This is a genomic window from Micromonospora sp. NPDC050200, from assembly GCF_040656135.1.
Lineage (GTDB): Bacteria > Actinomycetota > Actinomycetes > Mycobacteriales > Micromonosporaceae > Micromonospora.
Genome location: NZ_JBFALG010000057.1, coordinates 1 through 22,963 on the forward strand (window position 1 = coordinate 1; position 22,963 = coordinate 22,963).

At 70.9% G+C, this 22,963-nt stretch carries 21 protein-coding genes and 1 pseudogene; 15 read left to right on the plus strand and 7 right to left on the minus strand.

The window, feature by feature from the left end:
- The 4 genes from AB0I41_RS27850 to AB0I41_RS27865 all read left to right on the plus strand — a co-directional run.
- Positions 1–435 (plus strand): LuxR C-terminal-related transcriptional regulator (locus tag AB0I41_RS27850; RefSeq protein WP_357113429.1); only part of this gene is annotated, 435 nt, incomplete at its 5' end.
- A 285-nt stretch (positions 436–720) separates the two neighbouring features.
- A complete protein-coding gene (locus AB0I41_RS27855; protein ID WP_357113431.1) occupies positions 721–4,110 on the plus strand; it encodes a S8 family serine peptidase in 3,390 nt (1,129 codons plus the stop codon).
- A gap of 157 nt (positions 4,111–4,267) precedes the next feature.
- Positions 4,268–5,812, plus strand: coding sequence for a S8 family serine peptidase (locus AB0I41_RS27860; RefSeq protein WP_357113433.1), 1,545 nt, complete (start codon positions 4,268–4,270; stop codon positions 5,810–5,812).
- Between the two features lie 359 nt (positions 5,813–6,171).
- On the plus strand, positions 6,172–6,411 hold the full coding sequence (locus AB0I41_RS27865) for a cold shock domain-containing protein (protein ID WP_357113435.1): 240 nt from the start codon (positions 6,172–6,174) through the stop codon (positions 6,409–6,411).
- A 240-nt stretch (positions 6,412–6,651) separates the two neighbouring features.
- On the opposite strand, the pseudogene AB0I41_RS27870 reads toward AB0I41_RS27865, so the two are convergent.
- A pseudogene (locus AB0I41_RS27870) lies at positions 6,652–6,810 on the minus strand (hydrolase); the annotation flags it as partial.
- Between the two features lie 526 nt (positions 6,811–7,336).
- Between AB0I41_RS27870 and AB0I41_RS27875 the strand changes: the two are divergent.
- Complete coding sequence (locus AB0I41_RS27875; RefSeq protein ID WP_357113437.1) at positions 7,337–7,603, plus strand: hypothetical protein; 267 nt, start codon at positions 7,337–7,339, stop codon at positions 7,601–7,603.
- A gap of 36 nt (positions 7,604–7,639) precedes the next feature.
- Here AB0I41_RS27875 and AB0I41_RS27880 read toward each other — a convergent pair whose 3' ends face one another.
- Entirely contained in the window at positions 7,640–8,593 is a 954-nt protein-coding gene (locus AB0I41_RS27880) for an IS4 family transposase (RefSeq protein WP_357113439.1), read from the minus strand.
- An 18-nt stretch (positions 8,594–8,611) separates the two neighbouring features.
- Positions 8,612–9,574, minus strand: coding sequence for an AAA family ATPase (locus tag AB0I41_RS27885; protein WP_357113441.1), 963 nt, complete (start codon positions 9,572–9,574; stop codon positions 8,612–8,614).
- Positions 9,575–9,907: 333 nt separating this feature from the next.
- On the opposite strand from AB0I41_RS27885, the gene AB0I41_RS27890 reads away from it, so the two are divergent.
- The 5 genes from AB0I41_RS27890 (at position 9,908) to menC (ending at position 15,350) form a co-directional block, all read left to right on the plus strand.
- Positions 9,908–10,669, plus strand: a complete 762-nt coding sequence (locus tag AB0I41_RS27890) for a hypothetical protein (RefSeq protein WP_357113443.1) — start codon at positions 9,908–9,910, stop codon at positions 10,667–10,669.
- Between the two features lie 412 nt (positions 10,670–11,081).
- A complete protein-coding gene (locus AB0I41_RS27895; RefSeq protein ID WP_357113445.1) occupies positions 11,082–11,789 on the plus strand; it encodes a VIT1/CCC1 transporter family protein in 708 nt (235 codons plus the stop codon).
- Positions 11,786–13,471 (plus strand): FAD-binding protein, encoded by a 1,686-nt coding sequence (locus AB0I41_RS27900; RefSeq protein WP_357113447.1) that lies wholly within the window; start codon positions 11,786–11,788, stop codon positions 13,469–13,471. The genes AB0I41_RS27895 and AB0I41_RS27900 overlap by 4 nt, the downstream gene beginning before the upstream one ends.
- 111 nt (positions 13,472–13,582) lie before the next feature.
- A complete protein-coding gene (locus AB0I41_RS27905; protein WP_357113449.1) occupies positions 13,583–14,221 on the plus strand; it encodes a GNAT family N-acetyltransferase in 639 nt (212 codons plus the stop codon).
- A gap of 19 nt (positions 14,222–14,240) precedes the next feature.
- Complete coding sequence (menC, locus tag AB0I41_RS27910) at positions 14,241–15,350, plus strand: o-succinylbenzoate synthase (RefSeq protein WP_357113451.1); 1,110 nt, start codon at positions 14,241–14,243, stop codon at positions 15,348–15,350.
- On the opposite strand, the gene AB0I41_RS27915 is transcribed toward menC, so the two are convergent.
- The 4 genes from AB0I41_RS27915 to AB0I41_RS27930 all read right to left on the minus strand — a co-directional run bounded on the left by AB0I41_RS27915 (position 15,341) and on the right by AB0I41_RS27930 (position 17,824).
- On the minus strand, positions 15,341–15,664 hold the full coding sequence (locus AB0I41_RS27915) for an amidohydrolase family protein (RefSeq protein ID WP_357113453.1): 324 nt from the start codon (positions 15,662–15,664) through the stop codon (positions 15,341–15,343). The two genes, menC and AB0I41_RS27915, sit on opposite strands and share 10 nt — an antisense overlap.
- Complete coding sequence (locus AB0I41_RS27920) at positions 15,661–16,041, minus strand: amidohydrolase family protein (RefSeq protein WP_357113455.1); 381 nt, start codon at positions 16,039–16,041, stop codon at positions 15,661–15,663. The genes AB0I41_RS27915 and AB0I41_RS27920 overlap by 4 nt, the downstream gene beginning before the upstream one ends.
- A gap of 17 nt (positions 16,042–16,058) precedes the next feature.
- The gene (locus tag AB0I41_RS27925; RefSeq protein ID WP_357113497.1) at positions 16,059–16,730 is read right to left on the minus strand and encodes an amidohydrolase family protein; all 672 of its coding nucleotides are present in this window, start codon (positions 16,728–16,730) and stop codon (positions 16,059–16,061) included.
- A 164-nt stretch (positions 16,731–16,894) separates the two neighbouring features.
- On the minus strand, positions 16,895–17,824 hold the full coding sequence (locus AB0I41_RS27930; protein ID WP_357113457.1) for a MurR/RpiR family transcriptional regulator: 930 nt from the start codon (positions 17,822–17,824) through the stop codon (positions 16,895–16,897).
- A gap of 154 nt (positions 17,825–17,978) precedes the next feature.
- Between AB0I41_RS27930 and AB0I41_RS27935 the strand changes: the two genes are divergently transcribed.
- The 5 genes from AB0I41_RS27935 (at position 17,979) to AB0I41_RS27955 (ending at position 22,962) form a co-directional block, all read left to right on the plus strand.
- Positions 17,979–18,788: a hypothetical protein gene (locus tag AB0I41_RS27935; protein ID WP_357113459.1), complete on the plus strand. Its 810-nt coding sequence runs from the start codon at positions 17,979–17,981 to the stop codon at positions 18,786–18,788.
- Positions 18,789–19,004 (plus strand): hypothetical protein, encoded by a 216-nt coding sequence (locus AB0I41_RS27940; protein WP_357113461.1) that lies wholly within the window; start codon positions 18,789–18,791, stop codon positions 19,002–19,004.
- Complete coding sequence (locus AB0I41_RS27945) at positions 19,001–20,593, plus strand: amidohydrolase family protein (protein ID WP_357113463.1); 1,593 nt, start codon at positions 19,001–19,003, stop codon at positions 20,591–20,593. Before AB0I41_RS27940 ends, AB0I41_RS27945 begins: the two co-directional genes overlap by 4 nt.
- A gap of 133 nt (positions 20,594–20,726) precedes the next feature.
- Positions 20,727–21,887: a C45 family peptidase gene (locus tag AB0I41_RS27950; RefSeq protein ID WP_357113464.1), complete on the plus strand. Its 1,161-nt coding sequence runs from the start codon at positions 20,727–20,729 to the stop codon at positions 21,885–21,887.
- 94 nt (positions 21,888–21,981) lie between these two features.
- Positions 21,982–22,962, plus strand: coding sequence for a Fe(3+) dicitrate ABC transporter substrate-binding protein (locus AB0I41_RS27955; protein WP_357113466.1), 981 nt, complete (start codon positions 21,982–21,984; stop codon positions 22,960–22,962).
- The last annotated feature ends 1 nt before the right edge of the window (position 22,963 follow it).

Below are 22,963 nucleotides of genomic sequence, written 5' to 3' on the forward strand. Positions count from 1 at the left end.
TGGCGGTCACTGCCGCGACCGTACGCCGCCCTGCGCGCGGCAGAGCTGAGCGCGGCGAACGACCCGACCGATGGCGGACAGGCGGACCTGGCCGACGTGCTGGAAGGGTTCGCTGCGTTGGGTGCCAGCCGCGACGCCGACCGGGTACGGCGCCGGCTGCGCGATCTCGGTGTGTCCGCGCCCCGCCGCGCGCGCGGCCGACCCAGCTACGGAGATCGGCTCTCGCCGCGGGAGCTGGACGTGGTGCGGCTGCTGCTCGACGGCAGGACCAACCGGCAGATCGCCGAGGATCTCGTGCTTTCCGTGCAGACCGTGGCAAGCCATCTCAAGTCGGCCATGCGGAAGCTGCGCGTCTCGACCCGTACCGCGGTGGCGGTACGGGTCGTGGAGCTGGGACTGCTGTCCGCGGATGCCGCAACCGCCGCCGACGATTAAATCCGCGCGTCGAGATATTTAAACACCTCATCCGACCAGTCGCGGGTACCACCGGCACGGGCTGAGACTGCGGCAATGGAAGAACGCGAGCGGACCCCAGCGGCACAAGAGCCTACGCCGGACGGCCCCCCGCCACACGCGGCGGAGCCTCCACCCGCGGATCCGCAGCCATCTCCCGACACGTCACCCGGGACCGACCCGGACGACGAGTACGAACCCCTGTAGCCCAAACCCCCAGGCGGTCCGGGACACCCTTGGCCGCCCCAGCAAGGAGGTAATGTCCACATGCGACCTAGATCGAGCAGGAACAGGAGAGCATTACTTGCCGGGGGGATCGCCGCTGCGCTGCTGATAGCCGCGCCCGGCACTGCGGGCGCCAAGCCGGCGGTCGCAGCACCGGCGGTCAAGGCGGCGCCCGTCGGACTGGTGCTCGGCGTGCCGGCGGCGGCCGGCGGCGAGGGCGCGGCCACGGCCGCCGGACGTCCGGTCACCGTCACCCTTCTGACCGGTGACCAGGTCACCGTCACCGACACCGGCAAGCCCGCGGTACGCCCCGGCCCGGGCCGCACCGGGATGCAGTTCCTGGTCGACCGGGACCGGGGTCACCTCTCGGTGGTGCCGCGGGACGCGCTGCCGCTGATCCGCTCCGGTCGGGTCGACCGGCGGCTGTTCGACGTCACCGAGCTGGTCTCGAACGGCTACGACGACGCCCGCCGGGACAGCCTGCCGCTGGTGGTGTCGTACCCGAAGGGGTTGGCCAAGCGGAGCACGGCCCCGTTCGCCGGTACCCGGGTGACCCGCAGCCTCCCGACGATCGGCGGCGCGGCGCTCACCGCAGCGAAGTCGCACGCGGGGGCGGCCTGGGCCGCCCTCACCGCCGGCCGGGCCGGCGCCGGTGTCGATGCGACGGAGGGTGCCAACCGGATCTGGCTGGACGGCCTGCTGAAGCCCACCCTCGACTACAGCGTGCCGCAGATCGGTGCGCCGGCCGCCTACGCCGCCGGCTACACCGGGAAGGGGGTCACCGTCGCGGTGCTCGACACCGGCATCGACCTCACCCACCCCGACCTGGCCGGCAAGGTGGCCGACTCGCGCAACTTCACCACGGAGGACCCGGACGACAGGGTCGGCCACGGCACCCACGTCGCCTCCATCATCGCGGGCAGCGGCGCCGCCTCCGGCGGGAAGTACCGGGGCGTCGCCCCGGACGCCACCTTGGTCTCGGGCAAGGTCTGCCAGGTGGGCGGTTGCCCCACATCCGCGATCCTGGCCGGCATGCAGTGGGCCGCCGTGGAAAAGCGGGCCACCGTGGTCAACATGAGCCTCGGCGGCTCGGACAGCCCGGGGATCGATCCGCTGGAGGAGGCCGTCAACACGCTGACCGCGCAGACCGGCACCCTCTTCGTCATCTCGGCGGGCAACAGCGGCCCGGACGAGTTTACGGTCGGCACGCCGGGCAGCGCCGACGCCGCCCTGACCGTCGGCGCGGTCGACCGGAACGACAACCTGGCCAGCTTCTCCAGCCGTGGGCCGCGGGTCGGTGACGGCGGCCTCAAGCCGGACATCACCGCGCCCGGCGTCGGCATCGTGGCCGCACGCGCGGCCAATGGCACCATCGGCACGCCGGTCGGGGAGAAGTACGTGGCGCTGAACGGCACCTCGATGGCCAGCCCGCACGTGGCCGGCGCGGCGGCGCTGCTGGCCCAGCAGCACCCGGGCTGGACGGCCGGGCAGTACAAGGCCACCCTGATGGCCTCCGCCAAGCCGCACCCGGACCAGACAGCGTTCCAGCAGGGCGCCGGGCGGGTCGACGTGGCGCACGCGATCACCGAGCAGATCACCAGCGACCCGGCCAGCGTCTCGTTCGGCGTGGCGGAGTGGCCGCACGCCGACGACGAACCGATCGTCCGGACCGTCACCTACCGCAACGCCGGTGCCGCCCCGCTGACCCTCGACCTCGCGGCCGAGGGGGCCACCGGTCCGGACGGGCGTTCCGCGCCGGCCGGCATGTTCACCCTCAGCGCGTCCCAGCTGACCGTGCCGGCCGGCGGCACCGCCCAGGTCACGGTCGCCGCGGACACCCGCCTCGGCGAAATGGACGGCTACTGGACCGGGCGGATCCTGGCCCGCTCCGGCGACATGGTCGCGGTCACCCCGCTGGCCGTCGGCCGGGAGGGGGAGAGCTACAACCTGACCCTCGACCACCGCGACCGGGCCGGTGACGCCCCGGAGTTGTACCACACCCTCCTGGTTGGACTGGACGTCTACCGCTGGATCACCGTCAACGACGCCGACGGCGAGGCCCAGGTACGCGTCCCCAAGGGCCGGTACGGCCTGACCAGCGTGATCTACGAGGCAAACGCCCAGGGCGAGCTGACCGGGGTCAGCATGCTGGCGCAACCGGAGGTGGTGGCGGACCGGGACCTGCGAATCAGCCTGGACGCCCGGACCGCGAAGCCTGTCCGCCCCACCGTCCCGCAGCGCGACGCGACGGTGGCGCATGCCGACCTGGCGGCGAACTGGTTCACCGCGTGGGGTAGCTACGGCTACCTCCTGTTGTCTGACCACCTCGACGGGATGACCAGCGCACAGCTCGGCGAGCCGGTGCCAGGCAGCGCCTTCGTCGGGTCGGTCAGCACCCAGTGGGCCGACCTGGCGGCGGCGAGCAGCCCCTACCTCTACGCGACCAGCGAGGCCCTGCCAGGCCGGTTCCCGACCGGCTACGTCAAGCACTACCAACAGCGTGACCTGACGACCGTGCTGCACCGGTTCCGCGGCGACTACCCCGGCCAGGAGGCCATACGGATCGTCGCCCCGGCGGGCGACCTCACCATCGGCGCCGCGGCCCTGCCCACCACCGTGCCCGGCGAACGGGTCGAGCACTACAGCACCGGGACGCGCTGGAACGAGCTCGTCGCGGTCGGCAAGTGGGACGGCGACGTGCTGCAGGCGAACGTCATCCTCCGTTCGGAGCAGGCCAGCGACCAGACGGCGCGTACCGTCCACGAGGACTGGAACGCGGCGCCGTACGGGCCGTCCTTCTCCCGGCTCTCCCCGCTACAGGGCATCACCCGCAACGGCGACACCATGCAGGTCAGGGTGCCGCTGTTCAGCGACGCCGCCGGGCACTTCGGTGACTGGCGGTACGACACCGCGCGGACCGCGCTCTACCGCGACGGCGAGCCGGTCGGAAAGACGCCCTACCCCGGGTCCGGCCGTTTCAAGGTACCGCCGGGCGAGGCGACCTACCGGGTGGAGACCTCCGCCACCCTCAGCTTCACCGACCTGAGCACCGAGGTGTCGGCCGCCTGGACGTTCCGCTCCACGCACGTCCCCGGCGACGACTGGGCGCAACTGCCGGCCATGGCGGTCCGCTTCGCGCCGCCGCTGGCCGTCGACAACAGCGCGCCAGCCGGCCGGCCCTTCGTCGTTCCGGTGACGGTCGAACGGCAGCCCGGCGCGCCGGACGCCACGGTCACGGCGCTCACCGTCGACGTCTCGTACGACGGCGGCAAGACCTGGCGGAAGGCGGACCTGCACCAGTGGGGCACGGGCTGGGCGGCTAAAGTCCAGCACCCGGCCGGCCCCGGGCACGTCTCCCTGCGGGCCACCGCTTCTGACAGCGCCGGCAACACCGTAACCCAGCAGATCATCCAGGCGTACCGCCTGCGGTGAGTCGACCCGTCCGGGTCCGCGGTCTCCCCGCCGCAGACCCGGACGGCGGACAACGAATCCCTGAACCATCCGCCCCGAACTGGTTGACACCTTCCGACAGGCGTTCATGTGGCACCCGCCGCGAGTCCACCTCAATTACCTTGCAGGAGGCTACCCAATGACGTTAAGCCCGCGAAATAGGCGTGCACTGGCCGCATCGGCCGTGCTCGCCGCCGTGGCCGGGGTGACCACCCTGGTTGCGCCGCCGGCCAGCGCCACCCCCGCCGAGCCGGCAGCCTCGGCCCCGGCTGCGGCCGCCGCGCACTTCGTCGTGCTCGGCCCGCAGGGCGGCTCGCTGACCACCACCGAGGCGTCGGTCAAGCAGGCCGGCGGTCAGGTGGTGCAGAGCTGGCCGCAGATCGGTGTGGTCATCGCCAAGTCCAGCAAGGCCGACTTCGCCGCCGCGGTCCGCACGATGCCCGGTATCGCGGGCGCGGGTGCCTCGCGCAACCTGGCCGAGCTCGCCCCCGGCGGCGGTGCCGCCGCTGCCGGCTCCACCTCTTTGGAGAAGGTGGAGGGTGCCATGTCCGCCGCCGACGTGAAGGCCGCGGCCACCGCGGCCACCGCGGCCGCCGAGGAGCCCCTGGCGGCCTACCAGTGGGACATGCGGATGATCAAGTCGGACAAGGCGCACGCCATCTCTACCGGTAGCCGCGACGTCCTGGTGGGCGTGCTCGACGTCGGCGTCGACGCCACCCACCCTGACCTCGCGCCGAACATCGACCCGGTCAACTCGGTCGGCTGCACCAACTCCGGTGTCCCGGACACCTCCCCGGCCGCCTGGGTACCAACTGGCTTGTCGCACGGCACGCACGTGGCTGGCACGATCGCCGCGGCCCGCAACGGCGTCGGTATCGTCGGTGTCGCACCGAACGTGCGCATCGCCTCAATTAAGGTGGGCGACGACAGCGGCAAGATCTATCCCGAGTACGCGATCTGCGGGTTCGTGTGGGCCGCCGAGCACGGCATGGAGGTCACCAACAGCTCCTACTTCGTCGACCCGTGGTACCGCTGGTGCAACGACGACGCCGACCAGCGCGCCGCCGCTGAGGGCGTGCGCCGCGCGATCGACTACTCGGCCCGCAAGGACGTGGTGAACGTGGCCGCGCTGGGCAACAGCAACTGGGACCTCGCGCACACCATCATCGACGAGAACAGCCCGAACAACGGCGATGGGCACGATCCGATCACGCCTCGGGTCACCACCGAGGCGTGCACTACGGTGCCCGCCGAGGTCCCCGGTGTGGTCGGCGTGTCCTCGGTCGGCGCCAAGGCCCTGAAGTCGCACTTCTCCAACTACGGTGTCGGCGACACCGACGTGACCGCGCCGGGCGGTGCCTCGTTCCAACACCCCGACACCCCGGACATGCCGGGCTCCGTGCTGTCCACCCTCGCGGGTGGCGGCTGGGGCTTCATGATGGGCACCTCGATGGCGTCCCCGCACGTCGCCGGTGTGCTCGCGCTGATCCGCAGCACGCACCCGGACTGGTCGGCGCAGCAGACGATCGCGGCCTTGCAGCGTGACGCGGACCCCCTGCCCTGCCCGCCCGGCATTTACGACCCGGGCGGCTGGGGCATTTACAAGGCCGAGTGCCAGGGCGGCCCCGCCGGCACCGGCTTCTACGGCAGCGGCCTGGTCGACGCCCTAGACGCCGTACGGTGACAACGGGCTGACTTACCCGGGCCACAACTGAGCAGAGCCCCTCCACGGCGCCGTGGAGGGGCTCTGGAGAACCCGGCCAGCCACGTGACCCTGCTCTACGGCAACGGCACCACGTCGGTGATGTTCGCCGAGGCCCGTCCGTAGCTTCCAGCCCAAAACAACGCTAAGGAGTTGGTCTAGCGCGAGGGCCGCCAGCGGCTGTTCGAGAATCGATCGATTGCCGGACAAGATCAAGAACGGCTATCCGGCCGGTCGTCGACGCTGTCCAACAAACCTGTTCGGAAAGCCGGAGTGCCCAACAAGTCGAGTACGGGTTTGTTGGGCGCCCAGCCCCGAGCGACCTCGGTACGGTGGTGCTCGTGAACGGCCAGAGCATCCAGGACACCGGCGTGGTAAGCACCTGGAACGTCGAAGAGGGGTGGGGAACCCTCGCGCTTGACCACGCCGACCTGACTGTCTGGGCCCACTACTCCGCGATCGTCGCCGGGCCTACCGAGTACCGCAGCCTCACGCCTGGCGAGCAGGTGCGGTGCCGCTACGAAGTTCCCGGCCAAGATGGCTATCCCGCTCGGGCTGTCGAGATCACGAAGTTGTCGTAGCCGCGCTGGTCTGTGTCGTCGTCCTTAGCGTTGTTTTTGGCTGAAAACTACGGGTGGGCCCAGGGGATCAGCGTCCGCCCGGGCGGACGGGCCCCGGAACTCAGGCCGAAGCTGCCTCACCCGCGCAGCAGGTCTCGCAGGCCCCGGGCCAGATCCGCTTCGGGCTGCTCTACGTCGGCGGCAACGGCTGCTGGAAGTGCTCTCCCGCCAGCCGATGCTGCCGGCAGACCTGCACCCCGGTGAGCCGCACCGGTCGGCGTTCGGCAGCAGCGTCCCACCAGCGGTGACCGCCGCGCCAACCACCACCGTTCCCACCGCCGGTCGCGCCCCCAGCGCCGCTGCCGGCGGGCAACCGCCCAACCACACCACCGCCCCGGACAATGCGTGAGACCGCCCCATCACCGCCGAGCCACCACCCTCCACTTAGAACACGAAACGTGAAGGGAGCCTCGCAGAGAGCGCCGACATGCGTGTTCGGTCAGCGCGGGATCGTCATACGGGCCGCCACCCGGGTGGGTCTCAACTTCGCTGGGCCGGAGCGCCCGTAGCCTGCTGCTCGCACGATGAGTTATGACGTCGGTCCGCGCCTACGGTGTGCCCGCGACGGACATGCGGGACGCGGCGTGGGCGCTCAGCGAGCATCATGCCGGTCTCGCCAGCGCTGGCCTGATCGCCGCATTCTGATCGCCGCTGGCGCTCGGCCGCTACCGCGCCCGTCGCTCGTAGGCGACCGCAGCAGCCAGGCGCCGCTTCACGACATCGACGTACCGCTCGTTTGGCCCCATGGACATGCACATGGCTCGGGCGCCCGCCTCCGCGTCCAGGTCGAGGGAGCTGACGTATTCAATCCCGTCGTCGGATTCCCACGACGTTGGCCGCAGGCCCTGCGGGATCGGCCAGAACGTTGTTCCTCGCGGAGTGCGGTGTGCGGGGGATGCTGGTGGATTTTTTCGCGCCGTTGGCCTTGGCGCTGGGGCACCACGAGCGGGACGACGAGCCGCAGTTCCGTCCGCTCGCGAAGCCGGAGGTGCTGGCCGAGCGGCAGGTACCAGACGTGCTGCGAGCCGATCTGCTGCAGATCGGTGGTGACCAGGCCGCGCAGTTGCCGCCGAAACGGTTGTTGGCCTTGGCGCAGCGACATGCCAAAAACAAACCGGATCCGGCTGGACGTGCTGACGCATTGCTGAACTAGCTTCAACGCCGTTCAGTTAGGTGCGGGTGGTGGTTGTCAAGGGTGAGGGCTGATGATGTCGATGCTGGTGGTGGCTTTATAGCTGCGTCGGTCGATGTTCGGGCCGCGGGCTTGGTACTTGCTGTTCGAGCGTTTGATCATGCGGGTTTTTACGCGGACCCGGCGTTCGGGCAGGAGGTTGTTCAGGACGTGGGTGCCGATGACGCCGACCAGATTGATGTCGGTGTCGGCGATGACGCCGGCGGCGTGGACGAGCTGGTCGCGGGCGGTGGTCAGGGCGGTGGTGAAACTGGCTCGGTCGGGATCGGTGCCGGGCCGGCTGTCGGTGGCGTCGACCATGGCGGTGCGCAGCAGCTGATAGACGATGAGCAGGGCGTACGTTTCCTGGTTGATGCCGTCGGGGGTCCGGGCCCGCAGCACGCGTCCGGCCAGGATCGAGGATTTGAGTTCGAGGTAGGCGGTCTCGATCTCCCAGCGTTCGTGGTAGAGCCGGATCAGATCGGCGGCCGGGTGAGCGTGTGGGTCGAGCAGGGTGGTCAGCAGCCGGTAGTCACCGCTGCGGGTGCCGGCGGTGGTGGTGATGCTGATCCGGGCTTCGACGACCCGGATCGTCAGGGCGCCGATGCGGGTCAGCCATGAGCCGTCGCCCAGGCGGCGCAGTATCGGCAGCCGGCGGTTGGCCTTGGCGCGGATCAGCAGGTCCGCGCCGGTTGCGGTGATGGTGGCCAGCAGGTCGGCGGCGGCGTAGTGACGGTCGGCCAGCAGCAGCATCCCCGGTTGCAGGCTGCGGGTCAGGGCTCGTGCTTGGGCGAGTTCGCCGACCCGGACCGGGTCGAACACGGCGTCGATGACCGATCGGGTGCCGCAGGTCAGCAGGGCACTCAACCGCATCTGGGGGTAGCCGGAACTGCCGTTGGCGCAGCGGTGTTTGGTGTATCGGTTGGTGTTGTCCGGCGAGTCCGCCACGACCAGGGTGGTGCCGTCGACCACGGTCAGCAGCAGCCCTCGCTACCGCACCTGGGCAGCGGTCGTGGCGGCCGGCCCGCGCAGCAGGTCGAACAACGCCTGCATCGGTTGCGGGCCGAGTCGTTGCCGGGCCTGGCGTAACGCGCTGCCGCTGGGCGAGGCGACCGGCATGCCGTACAGACCGCTGGTCAGCTTCGACCACACCTGCCGGTACCCGACCTCGGTGAACAGACACGCCGCCAGCAGCAGATACGTCACGACCCGCGCCGGCAGCAGCCGTACCCGCGACTGCTGGATGGCGAAGGGCAGACCCGAAGTGCGCTCTCGCAGGTAGGCGGCGAAATCCTCGGAGACCCGGTCCGCGCCCAGTACCGCGGCCGCCAGCGCGCTGGTCGCGGCCGTGTCGAACGGCGGCAGCTCGACCTGGACGCGGGCGACCGAGGCGGGCAGCCGGGCCGTCAGCGCCCGAATGCCCGGGTCCACCTCCTCTCCGCGGAACGTGAGCACCACGCAGAGCCCGGCAAGCGGGTCGGAGAGCAGGTAGCCCAGGAACTCGATGGTCTGCTCGTCGGCCCAGTGCATGTCCTCCAGCACCAGCACCACCCGGCCCAGCGAGCCGAGCAGCTCGGCCAGCCCGCGGAACACGCGGTGCCGCTCGCCGATCCGGTCGTTCAGCGGATCGGGTGCCGCCGGGAGGAGGTGCGCAAGCTCGGGCAGCAGCGGGCGCAGCGCTCCGGTCACCGGTGACAGACTGGTGGCTGCTGAGGGTGACAGGTGCTCGTGGGTCCTGCGCAGCGCCTCGACGACGGGACCGAGGGGGAACGGCTCGCGGATGTGCGCACAGGCGCCGGTGACCTGGAGCCGGTCGGCGATCTCGGCTCTCGACAAGAGCTCCGTCACCAGCCGGGTCTTGCCGATCCCTGCCTCGCCCTCGATCGCGATCGCGGCCGGGGGGCGAGCGAGCGCCGACAGGATCTCCTCGATCTCCTCGCCTCTGCCCACCATCGCGGGCGAGGCGACGTCTCCGGTGGCGTCATCCCTCGAGTTGGCGTTCCGGGGGCCCACGGTAAGCGACCTCCTGCTCGTGGCGGCCAAACCTGACGACCGACCAAATCCTGTTCGAACGCAATCTATGCGCTGATCACAGTGGTTGTCACCGGGCGGATCCAAGCCTTCGCACCGGCGGACGGGAGCGTCTAGTGCAGGCTTTCCGCCGTCTCAGGCGCGAGGATCACCCCCGCGTGCGCGGGGAGCAGGGCCGGGCTCTTGGGAACCAGCGACTGGGCGTCACCCTCGAGCGGGCTGCGGGAGGACTTACGCGGCTATGCGCTGATCGGTATGCACATCGTCATCACTGCGGCAGCGGTGCTGACCCTGCTGCGTACCGTTGGCGCCGTTGATGTCCGGACCGGCGCGACCGATGCGGGCTGGACGAGCGCGTCCGAGTCGCTCGCCGCGGTTACCTGGCGGCACCTGGTCGGCTCGTTTCCCGGTCCCAACATCCCGCAGATCCTGGACTGGCGACTGGCGACCGACTTCGGCGGGCCGTGGGCGGGGCTTGTCATCATCATCGCGCTGGCGTCCATCATCGTCTTTGTCGTCTTCCCGATCAGCCGCACCATCGTGCTGTGGGCGCGGCTGAACGCGACCCGCCCGAGCACCGCCCAGCCACTGGTCGAGGTACCAGCGGCGGTCCTTTGCGACCTCCGGGCGGTCCTGGCCTTCCTGGAGGCGTGGGAAAGGGATCAGGACGGGTTGCCCGGCCCGTCGCACCTGCTCTTGTTCAAATGGTCCCCGCCGCCGGCCATCCCGGGCCAGAGGCGCCCGGCGGAGGATGTGCACGACGCAGAGCGCCGGCTGGTTGAGTCCGAACTGGACCGGCCCCGGCTGCTGGACCTCCTCGGCGCGCGATCACCCATCTACACCGCCGCCGACCACGCCATCTTGCGCACCGCGGACGCCTACCGAGCGGCGCTGCACACCTCTCCCAGGCTCGGCTTCCAGCCGCCGCTGACCCGGACCACCACGCCGCAAGCCCGTGAAGCCGTCGACGAGTTCGCCAGGCTAGTCGAGCGCTGGCAAGCAACCTCCAAGGCCTGAACCGCTCCTACCCTCCAAGCCGGACGGTAGACGTCGTGACTGCCCTCCGGAACCGAACACCCACTGCGGCGTTACGGAAATGGGTTGTGCCCAACCTCGGCGGCTCCAGACGGTGGACGCACAGTGCGGGTACGAGATGATTCATCGGGACCACCGCGATGTGTCCACCCACACCAGCGTGCACCTGGTAGCGGCATTGACAGCCGATGAGACGCGCACGCAGATGAATGAGAAGCCGCATATGTTCGACAAGATCTGACAACCACCACGCCGACAGTTTCTCAACGACCTGCCAAAACCGACATTTACCCCGACAAAAGGTCCACGTTGGAATCGGTTAGGATAGCCTCGCCGTCGTAGACGCGACAACTCGACTTACGTACTGTCGCATCTACTACTTGGAGGTGATCTCGTGACCGTGCTGCAGGTTGAGTACCACCAGCACCACCGGGACGTGACCGGCGGGTGGCTACGCCCCGCGGTGTTTGGCGTGATGGACGGCCTGGTCTCCAACGGTGCACTCATCGCGGGCGTGGCCGGCGGTGGCGGTGATCCGCGCACCATCGTGCTCACCGGTTTGGCTGGGCTGGTCGCTGGGGCGTGTTCAATGGCGACTGGCGAGTACACCTCGGTCGCGTCGCAGACTGAGTTGATCCGCAGCGAAATTGCCCGGGAACAGCGGGAACTGGCCGCCCAGCCGGCCGAGGAGCAGGCCGAACTTGCGGCGCTCTACCGAGCGCGCGGACTGGACCCCGAACTCGCGGACCAGGTGGCCGCGCAGCTGTCCCGGGACCCCTCGCAGGCGTGGCGGGTCCACGTGCGGGAGGAGATGGGTATTGACCCCGATGACCTGCCGTCACCCTGGGTCGCCGCCGGGTCGTCCTTCGCCGCGTTCGCACTGGGCGCGCTCGTGCCGGTGCTGCCGTTCCTGATCGGGCTCGGCTCGCTGGCCGCGGCGCTCGCGGTGACCGCGGTCGCGCTCTTCGCCGCCGGCGCGGCGGTGGCGCGGCTGACCGCAGTGTCGGTCTGGTTCGGCGGGCTGCGTCAGCTCGGCCTCGCCGCCGGCGCGGCCGCCGTCACGTACGGCATCGGTCACCTGATCGGGGTCAGCCTCTCGTGACCGGCCCCGGCCTGCGCGTCGCGGTGCTTGCCAAACAGGTGCGCGTGTTCGGCGAGCTGGAGATCAATCCGTCCTGCCGCCGGGCCATCGCCTACGGCGTGCAGCTGGCCCGCCGCACCGCGGGCACCTGCACCGTCTTCACCATGGGCCCGCCCCGAGCTCGCGACGTGCTCGCCGAGGCGCTGGGCTACGGTGCCGACGCCGGCGTACACGTTTGCGATCCGACGCTGGCCGGCGCGGACCTGCTGGTGACGGCCCGCGCGCTGGCAGCCGCGGTGGCCAAGACCGCCCCGTTCGGCCTGATCCTCGTCGGCAGCGCGTCGCTGGACGCGGAGACCGCCCAGCTCGGCCCGCACCTGGCCGGCCTGCTGGGCCTGCCGTACACCGGAGCCGCACGGCAGATGGAGGTCACCGCCGCCCGCCTCCGGGCCACCTGCGAGCAGGACGACCGGCTGGTCGAGGTCAGCGTAGAGCTTCCGGCGGTGGTAGCCGTCGCGGAGCGGCTGTGCGCCCCGGCCAAGATCCCCCCGCACGAGCGGCCCGACCCCACCCCTGCGGTGACCGTCCTCGATCTGGCGATGCTCTCCGGTGCGATACCCGGTGCCGCCAGCCCGACCACGATCCGCCCCGTCGCCCCACCGGTGCCGACGAGGGCGGGGCGGGTGTTGTCCGGCCCTGTTGGGGCGCAGGTGTCCGCCGCCGTCGCCGAGTTGCGGCGGCGGGGCGCACTGGACGGCGGCCCGCCGCCCCGGTCTCCGGTCGCACCGGTCCGGCCCGGCGCGGTGTTCGACGTGCTGGCCGACCCGTATCACGACGAACTTACCGCCGAGTTGCTCGGCGCCGCCGTCGACATCGGCGGCACGGTTCGGCTGCTCTGCGGGCCGGGCGGGGATCGGTTGACGTTGGCTGCTTCGGGCGCCGACGAGATCTGGCGGTGGCCGGCGCGCGATCCGGGTCCGGCAGCGGTGGCCGCCGCGCTCACCCGCGAACCGCCACCGGCCCTGCTGCTGGCGTCGGCCACGGCGTGGGGCCGCACCGTGGCCGGCCGATATGCGGCTGCGGTGGGGGCGGGCCTGATCGCCGATGCCACGAGCGTCGCTCGAGCCGGCAAAACCACCGTCGCCTCGGTCGCCGGGGGTGAGGTGCGGTGCGACACCGAACCGACGGTGGTGACCGTCGGTCCGGGGGTGCTGCCCATGCGTACCCCGCGGCGGGCGGTAGCGGTCGGCGAGCGGCTGTGGGATGTGCGGCCGCATCCGGGCGATGTCGCCGTGCGGGGCTACCGCAAGGTCGACGACTATGCGGCCCTGACCCGGGCGTCGACAGTGGTGTGCGTCGGCCTGGGCGTCGACAATCCGAACGACCCGGCCATCCGAGCACTGCTGCGGCTGCTCGATGCCGAGCTGGCCGCCACGCGCAAGCTGACGGACATGGGCATGCTACCCCGGTCGCGGCAGGTCGGAGTGACCGGGCGCGGGGTGCGGCCGCAGTTGTACGTCGCGGTCGGCGTGTCGGGCAAGCCGCACCACATCGCCGCGGTGGCCGGAGCCGGCACCATTCTGGCCATCAACTCCGACCCCGCCGCACCGATCTTCGCGGCCGCGGATGTCGGTATCGTGGCGCCTTGGCGGGAGGCGGTGCCGGCGCTGGTCAGCGCGCTGGTGCACGGGAGAACCGGGTGACCGGGGTGCGGGTGGTCGCCCTGTCGCGGGCGGGCGACCCGCGTGCCGCCGCTGCCCTCCTGCGCCGGGTGTGGGGGGGCCGGGGCGGAAAGTCCCCCGATACCGCTCGACGTGCTGTGCGCACTGGCCCACACTGGTGGGTACGTCGCCGGTGCGTACCTTGACGGGCAGCTGGTCGGAGCCGCCGCGGGCTTCCGTACAGCCGCCGGACAGGGCCTGCATTCGCACGTCGTCGGCGTGGCGCCGGGTTGCCAGGGCCGAGGCGTTGGATTCGCGATCAAACAGCATCAGCGGCGCTGGGCGCACGAGGCCTGCCTCGACCATGTCAGCTGGACCTTTGACCCGCTGATCCGTCGCAATGCATACCTCAACCTGGTGCGCCTCGAGGCTACGGTGATCGAATACCTGCCCGACTTCTACGGCCCCCTGGACGACGCCATCAATGCCGGCGACACCACGGACCGGCTGTTCGTGCGGTGGGAGGTTGCCGCCGCGCCGGATCCGGCGGGGCACGGCCCGGCCCAACACGGCCACGCCCGGCAAGATCCGGCCGGGCCACACCACGGCGGGCAAGGTCAAGCCCTGCTGGTGGAGATCCCGGCGGACATCGAGTCGCTGCGAGCGAGCGACCCGGCCGAGGCGGCCCGGTGGCGGTACGCCGTGCGCGACTCCCTCGGCGGCGCCCTGGCCCGGGGATACCGGGTGACAGGTTTTGCCCGTGAAGGCTGGTACGAGCTGACAAAGCCCTGACGCTGCGGGAGTTACGGCGATGGAACTGCATGGGATAGAGGTACGGCGGGTGGCGCTTCCGCTGGTCGCGCCGTTCCGGACCTCGCTCGGCCGACAGACGGTGCGTACGGCGCTGTTGTTGCGCGCGCAGACCACTTTAGGTGAGGGCTGGGGGGAGTGCGTCGCGGAGGATGACCCGAGCTACTGCGCCGAATACTTGGACGGCGCGCTCGACGTCATGCGTCGTTTCCTGCTCCCGGCGCTCGGTGGCGAGCTGGGCGCCTACGCCGTCGCGGAGCGACTGGCACCGATCAAGGGCCACCCGATGGCGAAGGCCGCAGTCGAGATGGCCGTGCTCGACGCCCAACTGCGCGGCACCGGGCTGTCGTTCGGCGGATTCCTCGGTGCGGTGCGGTCCGCCGTACCGGCCGGAGTGTCGGTCGGCATCATGGATCGGATTCCGGAGCTGCTGGAGGCGGTGGCCGGCTACCTGGCCCAGGGATACCTGCGGATCAAGCTGAAGATCGAGCCAGGGTGGGACGTGGAGCCCGTCCGGGCGGTGCGGGAGCGCTTCGGTGACATCGACTTGCAGGTCGACGCGAACACCGCCTACCAGCTGCGCGACGCCCGGCACCTGGCGAAGCTGGACCCGTTCGACCTGCTGCTGATCGAGCAGCCGCTGCCCGAGGACGACCTGCTGGGCCATGCGGCGCTGGTCCGGTCCATCCGTACGCCGATCTGCCTCGACGAGTCGATCACCAGCGCGCGTGCCGCTGCGCACGCAATCGCCTTGGGCGCCACGTCGGTGGTGAACATAAAGCCCGGCCGGGTCGGTGGCTACCTAGAGGCCCGGCGCATCCATGACGTGTGCGTCGCGCACGGCGTACCCGTCTGGGCTGGGGGGATGCTGGAGACCGGTCTCGGCCGGGCGGCCAACGTGGCGCTCGCCGCGCTGCCAGGGTTCGCGCTGCCCGGCGACACGTCGGCATCGGACCGCTACTACGCGCGGGACGTGACAGCGCCGTTCACGCTGGTCGACGGGCACGTGCGGGTGCCGGAGGGGCCAGGGCTGGGGGTCGCCCCGGACCAGGACTTTCTCGACGAGATCACGATCGCGACGGATTGGCTGCCGGCCGGGCGTCAGCGCTGAAAGACGATTTCTCCATCGAGGACGGTTAGGGCCACCTGCAGCTCGCGCAGCGCGGCCGGCTCCCGGGCGTCTAGCGGGCCTTCGAGCACGGCGAGATCGGCGAGCAGCCCGGGGACCAGGCAGCCCTTGCGGTCCTCGGCGCCGGCGGCATAGGCGGAGCCATAGGTGTAGGCGCGCAGCGCCCCCGCCAGTGTCATCGGCTGGGGGCGCCGGTCAGTGCGGCGTGCAGGCCAGCGGTGGGGGAGAAGTCGTCGACCACCGGGTTGCCCGAGCCGTTGGCGCAGGCGACACCGGAGCGTTCGACCGCCCGTCATGTGTGCAGGTGGGGCCGCAACGGCGCTGGCAGCAGGGCACGGGTGGACTCGATCCCGCCGGCGGAGAACACGGTCTGGATAGACGCGATCACGTCGAAGGCGTGCATCCGGCGCAACAGCTCGGGTGGGCAGACCTCCAGGTGCTCGATCCGGTGCCGGACGGGCCGGGCGGGCCAGCGGCGGTGGGCCCGTTCGTAGGCGGCGACCGCCGGCGCGACCGCGGCGTCGCCGATGCCGTGCGCGGCCACGGCCCGGCCCGACCGGTGCGCCCGATCGACCAACTCGTCGAACTCTCCGGCAGGCATCACGGGGATTCCGCGGTGGCCAGGCCGGTCCGGGTAGCCGAGCGACAGCTGCGCTGACCCGGCCTCGAGCACACCGTCCAGTGCGACCTTCAGGCGTCCCAGCTGGCCCAGTCATCGTCGGGTTCTGGCTGCCCGTCGGCCAGTACCTTTTCCAGACACGCCCCGCGCGGCATCAGGTGCAGCCGCAGCGGCAGGTCGCCGGCCCGCACGGCGGCGGCGAGCAGTTCCGCGTCGGCGACAGCGGCATTGCCGGCGGAGGCCTCGGTCACGGAGGTGATGCCGCGGGCGTGGTAGCGGCGGGCCGCCTGCCCCAGGGCCCGTGGCCAGTCCAGCGCCGGGCGGGGCATGTGCCGTTTGACAAGCATCTGTGCACGTTCCAGGAGGACGCCGGTGAGCCGACCTTCGTATCGCACCAGGTGGTCGCCCGGCGGATCCGGGGTGTCCTCGCCGATGCGGGCCGCGGCCAGTGCCGCGGAATTCGCGACCGACAGGTGCGAACACGACCGGCGTACGACGACCGGGTGAGCCGGGCAGGCCGCATCCAGTTCCTCGCGGCGCGGGCGCCGGTTCTCGGCCAGCCGGGTCTCGTCGTGGCCATGCGCGACGATCCAGGCGCCGACCGGGCGGTGTCGGGCGGCGGCGGCGAGGCGGTCGAGCACCTCGGAGATCGAGCGGGCGCCGCCGAGCGAGACCTGATGGTCGCGCTCGCAAATCCGATGAGGTGCTGATGGGCGTCGTTGAAGCCGGGCACGACTGTCCAGTCGGGTCGCAGTCGCAGTACGCGGCCCCCGGTGCGATCAGCCGCTCGACCTCGTCGGTATTGCCGACCGCCGCGATGCGCGGGCCGTGCAGCGCGACCGCACCACCCACGATGGGGCCCGGCCACTGGCCAGACGGTGGCCCCGGCGAGGACCAGCATCCGAGCCTAGTCCGGGTCGGGCTTGCGGCGCGTGCGCCGGCGAGTGGTTCCGACCTCCTCGGCGATGACCTCCGCTAGCCGGTTGCGCACCGTGGTCAGGCGGTCCATCGCGGCTGAGGCCTTTTCGCGCTGCTCGGCGGCGAGGGCGAGGGACAGCGCCTCCAGGATCGTGACGGTGACAGTGATGCTGCTCAGCCGGTCATGCCGGTTGACCTCGGCCGTGAGCACGGCCTCGACCCGGTCGGTGAGCGCGCCGCCGAGCGCGTCGGTGATCAGGATGACGCGGGCGCCCACCCGCTCGGCGTGTTCGAGCACCACCTCCTCCTCCGGTTTGACGTGGTGGTGGCTGACCAGGACCACCACGTCGCCGGCGGAGAGCGGGACGAGGGCGTCGGCGAAGAGGAAGCCCGATGCCTGCACTGCCCGGGCACGCCGGCCCTGGCGCAGCATCCGGATGGTGAAGTATTCGGCGAGCTGTCCGAGGATGCCCACCGCGCAGGTCAGGACGTAGTCCGCGTCGCGAATCGCGGTGACCGCCTTGACGAACTCAGCGGGCTGCACCGAGTGCCGCGCCGACTCCAGGAGCCCGATCTGCTCGGTGACCACCACGTCGAAGACCTGTTTCAGGTCGTCGCCGACCGCATCCAGACTGCGGTTGAGCCGGCCGGCAGGGGTGAGGCGATCGCGCAGCGACTCCTGTAACGCGCGCTTCAACGATGGCAGACCGCTGTATCCCAGCGCCTTCACCGTGCGGATCACCGTGGCGTCGCTGGTGCCGGTGAGCCGGCCCAGTTTCTCGGCGGACGCGAACGCCACCTCCTGCGGGTTGTCCGCCATGAACTGGGCGACCGCCTGCTCTGCAGGGCTGAGGAGGTGACGGCGGGCGGCGACTCGCTCCGGCAGGGTGGGGCCAGGGCTGCTTGTAGTAGATGCCACGACTATTGACCTCCTCTGTAGCGAGTTCTACTGTACGACGCACCGGCCGCACTGGGGAAGTCGCCCCGGCGCCGTCGATGTTCCCACGCTGTCGCGAGCGGTGGGAGCACCCTGCGGTGGCGTACCTGCCGGTTCGATGGATTGGAGCACCTGAATGTTCACCAGCGCGGTGGTGGGGTTGGCGGTCGCCGTCTTCCTCGCCTCGTTCGTGGAGTTCGTCGAGGCGTTGACCATCGTCCTGGCGATGGGCATGACGCGCAGCTGGAAGTCCGCCTGGGCCGGCACCATCGCGGCCCTCGTGGCGCTCGCGGCGTTCACCGCCGCCGCCGGCTACGCCCTCGCCACCTGGTTGCCCGAGGCGGCTCTACAGCTCGTCGTCGGCACCCTGCTGCTCATCTTCGGGCTGCAGTGGCTGCGCAAGGCGGTGTTGCGCTCGTCCGGCCGCAAGTCGCTGCACGACGAGGCCGAGGAGTTCCGGGAGCAGACAGAGGCGGCTCGCCGGGCAGGCAGGCAGAGCAGGTTCGGTCTCGACTGGTTCGCCTTCGTGGTCAGCTTCAAGGGGGTGTTCCTGGAGGGCGTCGAGGTCGTCTTCATCGTCATCACGTTCGGGCTCAGCGCCCAGAACATGCCGGTCGCCATCGTCGGCGCCGCGGCAGCCGGGCTACTCGTCGTGGTGGTGGGCGTGTTCGCGCACGGCCCGCTGACCAGGGTGCCGGAGAACACGCTGAAGTACGGCGTTGGCCTGCTGCTCGCCACGTTCGGCCTGTTCTGGGCCGTCGAGGGCCTCGGCGTGCTGGCTGACGGCCACCACAGCCTGGACTGGCCGGGCGGTGACTGGGCCCTGCTGGTGCTGCTCGCGGCGTGGCTGCTGCTATCCCGGGTGCTGGTCGTGGCGTTGGGTCGACCGGCCGCCGCGGCCGACCCGGCTGCTGTTGGTGCCCCGCGTGTCACTGAGGAGGTCTAGATGCGGTTCGTCCGAGGGTTCTTGAGGTTCTGGTACGACTTCATCGTCGGCGACGACTGGAAGATCGCCGTGGCGGTGGTGGTCGCGCTCGCCGCCGGCGCGCTGGCGGTGCTGGCCGGGTACGGCGAGTCGGCAGCATTCGCGCCGCTCGTCGGGCTCGGGGTGCTGGCTACCTTCGTCGTCGCCCTGCTGGTCGACGTCAGAGGCACTCGGTGAGGGCCGACCTCCTCCTGCGCAACGGGTTGGTCCGCGAGGGCGGCGACGAGGCGCCCTCGCCGGACCGCCCGGAGCCGGCTCGACCGATTGACGTGGCCATCGCCAATGGCACCGTCGTCGCGGTCGGTCCGACGCTGTCGGTAACTGCCGAACACACCCTCGACCTCTCGGGCACCACGATCGTGCCGGGGTTCGTGGACACGCACACCCACCTGAGCTGGGCGGGCGCGGCGCTGCTCCGCGTGGACGTACCGCACGCCCGGACGGGCGAGGACCTGCTCACGGCGGTGCGCGGGGTTGCCGGACGGCTGCCCCGTGGGCTGTGGCTGCGGGGCGGCGGCTGGCGGCGAAGCGCGCTGCCGGACGAAGCGCTGCCCGATGTCGCCACGCTGGACGCGGCGGCCGGCGGGCATCCGCTCTATCTCACCGATGTCGAGGGCACCGTCGCGGTCTGCAACAGCATCGCCGCACGGCTACTGCGGCTGGCGGAGCATCCGGAGATCCCCGGCGGGACGATCATCCCCGAGGCCGGGCGGCTGTACGGCGCGGCCGTGGCGCACCGGGGTACGTCCGGGGTGATCCCGCCGGCCGGCCGCTACGGTGCCCGCGCCGAATTGGCGGCCGCGCTCGCGGAGTTGCCCCGGCTTGGGGTGACCGAGGTGCACGACATCGCCACCTGGCCGGATGACGGTCGGCCGCCGCCACCGGTGTACCTGGAGCGCAGCTTCACCGACGCGACGCTGTACGGCGAGCTCGCCGAGGCCGGACCGACACCGGTACGGGTTGGCGTGCGGCCCACGCTGCACCGCTGGCGGGAGTTCGCCGATGGGCCGCGTATCCCTGACGTCATGGGGTTCAAGCTCTTCGCCACCGCGGGCGGCTACAGCGGCCCGCGCGGGCTGACGGGGGTGGTGTTCCGGTATCCCGGCGCTGCTGCGGCCTCGGCGGACGCGCGCGGCGCCGCGGCCGCCGGACTCCCGACCTCCCTGCACGCGATCGGCGACCTGGACGTCACCGAGGCGATTGAGGTGATCGCGGCAGCCGGTACGCCGCCCGGCGGTCGCCGGCATCGGCTGGTGCACGGTCAGGTGGTGCGGCCCGCCGACGTCGCCCGGCTGGCGAACCTGCCGGCCGTCGCCGAGGTGCAGCCATGGGCGATGGTCGAGGCGATGCCCAAGCTCCTGGCGGGACTGCCGCCGGAGCTGGCGCGGCACGCGTTTCCGTACCGGTCGTTACTCCGCGCCGGCGTGCCAGTGCTCTTCGGCTCGGACTGGCGCGCCGCCGACCATGCCGACCTGCGGGAGGCGGACCCGTTGCTGGCCATGCGGCTCGCGGTGCACCGGACCGACCCGGTTACCGGCCTCGACTTCGGTCGCGACGAGGCGGTGACGCCCGCGGAGGCGCTGTGGTGCGCCACGAGCGCTGGCGCGCGGTACGCGGGCTTCGGTCCCCGGCGCGGGCGGATCGCAGTCGGGTATGCCGCCGATCTGGTCGCGCTCTCGGCCGATCCGGCCACGCCAGGCCCCGGTCTCGACGACGCCCGCGTGGTCGTCACGGTTTCCCAGGGAAGCCTTACCTACCAGGCATAACCGCCGCCGTTCGGGTGCGGCGGCCCTTCGTGCAAAGTATTCACGACAGGTATTGACGAACCATGTAGCAGTTACTACGTTCGCTCCAACGTTCTCGACAGGCGCTGGGGCGACGGAGGAGAGGAGCCAGCAGGTGGCACAGCTATCCATCCCGCTCATCGAGGTCTCCGGCGACCCGCTGGAGCGGGGCCGGGCGTACGGCGAAGCGGCGCGGGACCGGATCGCCATGGCGATCGACTTCTACGCCGAGGCGTTCGTCCGCTCCGCCCAACTGCCCTGGTCGCAGGTGACCGCGCGGGCGCTGGGCTGGGTTCCACTGATCGAGGACTACCTGCCCGGCATCCTCGAAGAGGTGCGGGGGATCGCCGAGGGCTCCGGGCGCACGTTCGGCGAGATCCTGGCGCTCAACGGTCGGGGCGAGCTTTCGTACGCGAATCCGTTCGCCGACGACGAGCCCGGCGAGTGCACGTCGTTCGCGCTGATGCCCGACGGTACCGGCGACGGGCACGTCTACTGTGGACAAAACTGGGACTGGCGCAACCAGGTCCGCGATACGCTCGTCCTGCTCCGGGTGGAACAGGAGGGCAAGCCCACCATCCTGATGCAGGTCGAGGCCGGCCAGGTCGGCCGGCACGGGGTGAACTCGGCCGGACTGGCGCTCAACGCCAACGGCCTGGGTGCCCGGTTCAGTCAGGGCATCGGCGTGCCCGGCACGTTCATCCGGCGCAGGGTGCTGGAGCAGTGGGACATGCACGGCGCACTGCGCGCGGTGTTCCGCGTACGCCAGGCCTTCTCCACCAACCTGGTGCTCACCCACCGGGACGGGTTCGCCATCGACGTGGAGACCACGCCGGGCCGGCACGGCTGGCTCTACCCGAGCGACGGCGTGCTGGTGCACGCCAACCACTTCGAGTCGTTCATTCCCACCCAGGTGGCCGACGACTACCGGCCTAACAGCCTGGACACGCTCTACCGGGGCTACCGGGCGCGGCAGGGGCTGATGCGTTGCCGGCACCTCACCGTCCCGGCGGAGGTGCGGGCCCAGGTGCGCAGCGCGATGAGCGACCACTTCTCGGCCCCGAACTCCGTGTGCACGCACCCGGATCCCGATGACCACCCGCTCGACGCGTACCTGACGGTCGCGTCGAGCCTGGTCGACCTGACCACGGGGGAGTACCGGATCGCGGTCGGCCCGCCCTGCGAGAACGACTACGAACTGGTGCCGCACAACATCTACGACGGGCCGACGGCTCGGCCACGCACGTCCCGCACGGACGCGCTGATCCGTACCTGACGCACCCGACCGCGTGGCGACCGGCGCTCGCTGCATGAGCGCCGGCCGCACTGCCACGAAGTCCGACTCCACGAAGCGGAATGAGGTAGGCACGATGAGGATACCTGGCTGGCGGCTGGCGATCGCCACGCTGCTGGTGGCCGTCGCCGGCGCCGGCTGTTCCACCGGCGGCTCCGACGCGGCCGGTGGTGGCAGCAACACGAAGGTCAACGCCACCAGCAACGCCGGCGAGTGCGGCAAGGACACCCGCACCGTCACCCACGAACTGGGCAGCACCGACGTCAAGGGCACTCCCGAGCGCGTCGTCGCGCTGGAGTTCTCGTTCGTCGACGCCCTCGCCTCGATCAACGTCAAGCCGGTGGGCATCGCCGACGAGAACGACGTCAAGCGCATCCTCCCGCAGCTGCGCGACCAGCTCGCCGGGTACACCTCGGTGGGACTACGCCAGTCGCCCAACCTGCAGCAGATCAGCGCCCTGAAGCCCGATCTGATCATCGCGGACGTGCGGCGGCACAAGAACATCTACGACCAGCTCACCCAGATTGCGCCGACCATCGCCTTCAACAGCAACCAGGCGAGCTACCAGAAGAACCTGGACAGCGCGGCGGCGATCGGCCAGGCGCTCAACCGCTGCAAGGCGATGGACGACCGGCTCGCCCAGCACCGCAAGGTGATGGAGGAGCTGAAGGCGAAGATCCCGGCCGGGACCAAGGACAAGTTCATGTTCGCCGTGGCGGCGGAGAAGACCTTCACCGTCCACACGGCCGCCGGCTACACGCCGTCGGTGCTCGAGGCACTCGGGCTGACCTGCGTGGTTCCGGCGAGCGGCGACACCACCCAGCCCGAGATGAACCTCGAGTCGTTCGTCGCGGCGAACCCGCCGATCCTGTTCGTCACCAAGCCGGAGGGGACCCTCTTCGAGCAGTGGGAGAAGAGCCCGCTGGCGCAGCAGGTCGGCGCGATCAAGGACAAGAAGGTGTTCCCGGTCGACGTGGCCGTGTGGTCGCGCTGGCGGGGCGTCACGGCGGCCGAACTGATCGCGCAGGACGTCGTGACGAAGCTGTACGGGGGCTGAC